This window comes from Limnobacter sp. CACIAM 66H1 (assembly GCF_001601825.1).
Lineage (GTDB): Bacteria > Pseudomonadota > Gammaproteobacteria > Burkholderiales > Burkholderiaceae_B > Limnobacter.
In genome coordinates this window covers 1-2,126 of record NZ_LUJK01000107.1, presented here as the reverse complement: position 1 = coordinate 2,126, position 2,126 = coordinate 1, and the positions used below count along the sequence as shown (strand labels likewise).

Here is a 2,126-nt window from a genome sequence, read left to right as displayed (position 1 = left end):
AAACCGTGAATTCACAGAACTGGCCAACGAAGTGGGCCGTGTTGCAACAGGCACCACATTCAACGGCAATAACGTGTTCGCAGCTGCCAACAAAACCGTGAACCTGCAAATTGGTTCTGGCAACGTGGCTTCCGACACATTGGCCGTGAACTTGACTGACACTGGCGCTGCCGCTGGTAACGACTTGCAAACCACCCTGGGTGGCGCAACACAGGCCGCAATCGTGACCGCATTTGGTGGTGTAGACACAGTGGCCAACGCAACAACTGCAATCACTGAAATTGACACAGCAATCAACGACATCACCAACCTGCGCGCCACAACTGGTGCCAGCTTAAGCCGACTGGATCAAGTGGTTTCTTCGCTTGAAACCACCAGCGCCAACCTCAGCTCTGCCCGCGGCCGAATCATGGATGCGGACTTCGCCAAAGAAACTGCAAACCTGACCCGTTCGCAGATTCTGCAACAGGCTGGCACCGCCATGTTGGCCCAGGCCAACCAGCTGCCCAACAACGTGTTGAGCTTGCTGCGTTAATGTAAGGTTTACTCCGAGCGACCCCTGGTTTGAAAGTGCACTTGGCAATTCGCACTGGATAATCAGGGGAAGTTTCGAGAGGGTGCGAATTACGGCAACAAAAATTAAAACTTTAGAGTTCTGAAAAATTCTCTTGAGAAAGTGAATTTTTTTGCATTTTTTTCTAAAGTTCCTGTTTTTCCAAGCGTTAATGAATCATAAGGCAGCGCACCAGATGACGCAGCCAACTTGAATCAACGAAATTGCTTGGAGAACTATCATGCTAGGAATCAACACCAACGTAGCCTCACTGACCGCCCAGAAAAACCTCTCTGGCTCTGGTATCGGCTTGAACAACGCCATTGCCCGCCTGTCCTCAGGCCTTCGTGTGAACAGCGCCAAAGACGACGCAGCAGGCCTGGCCATTGCCGAGCGCATGCAAGCGCAAATCCGCGGCTTTGATGTGGCTGGCCGCAACGCCAACGACGGCATTTCACTGTTGCAAGTGGCCGATGGCGCCATGGGCAAGATCAGCGACAACCTGCAGCGCATGCGTGAGTTGGCTGTTCAAGCCAAGAACGGCACACTGAACGACACTGACCGTGTGAACCTGAACCGTGAGTACACGGAACTGGCCAACGAAGTGGACCGCATTGTGACCGGCAGCACCTTCAACGGCAACAACCTGTTTGATGCCGCCAACCAAACACTGAGCTTCCAGGTGGGCACCGGCAACGCCGTTTCCGACACCCTGGCGCTGAACCTGACCGACGATGGATTGGCCACAGGCAACGACCTGACCAGCATCATGACCGGTGCCGCAGCCGACATTCCAACCAACCTGGGTGGTGTGGACACCGTGGCCAACGCCACCACCGCGATCACCACGCTGGATGCCTCGATTGACGCCATCACCGGTATTCGTGCCGTGGTGGGTGCGGGCCAAAGCCGACTGGAACAAGTAGCGGCCTTTGCCGATGTGTCCAGCACCAACCTGCAGGCCGCCCGTGGGCGCATCATGGATGCGGACTTCGCCAAGGAAACGGCCGCACTGACCCGCTCGCAGATCTTGCAGCAGGCCGGCACTGCCATGCTCGCTCAGGCCAACCAGTTGCCCAACAACGTACTGAGCCTGTTGCAGTGATGAAATAAAAAAACAGCTCAGCTCTGTAATTAGAAGATTATCCTTCCTTTGGGATGGATAATCTTTTTTCATTTTCATTTTCATTTCCATTAAAAACAATATAAATTATTTAACCAATTCGCTTAAGTTTGATCTGAAACCTCCGTTAAACGAATTGTCAGTAAAAGAAACTGAACAAGGGTTACTCAACCCAAAGCGACATAACCCTTCACAAAGGTTCTGTCAAATTAAACCGCTAGGAGGTCCTAAATGTTAGGCATTAATACAAACTCACCTTCGCTGGGCGCACAGAATAATCTGAGCCGATCTGCCAGCTCCCTTGAAACTTCAATCGCTCGCCTGTCCTCTGGCTTGCGTGTTAACAGCGCCAAAGACGACGCCGCAGGCCTGGCCATTGCAGAACGTATGACCGCCCAAATTCGCGGTTTCGACGTGGCCGCCCGCAACGCCAACGACGGTATTTCACTG

At 53.1% G+C, this 2,126-nt stretch carries 2 protein-coding genes and 1 pseudogene; all 3 read left to right on the top strand.

The features are described from left to right. On the top strand, window positions 1–535 hold a 535-nt coding region (locus A0129_RS15775), incomplete at its 5' end, for a flagellin (RefSeq protein ID WP_291716336.1). A gap of 259 nt (window positions 536–794) precedes the next feature. After that, window positions 795–1,658 carry a flagellin gene (locus tag A0129_RS15770; RefSeq protein WP_291716335.1) on the top strand — a complete coding sequence of 288 codons (864 nt, stop codon included), beginning with the start codon at window positions 795–797 and terminating at the stop codon, window positions 1,656–1,658. A 249-nt stretch (window positions 1,659–1,907) separates the two neighbouring features. After that, window positions 1,908–2,126: pseudogene (locus A0129_RS15765) on the top strand (flagellin FliC); the annotation flags it as partial.

Coding starts and splice junctions, on each gene's coding strand:
- A0129_RS15770 (WP_291716335.1), top strand. CDS start 795: ATGCTAGGAATCAACACCAACGTAGCCTCACTGACCGCCCAGAAAAAC.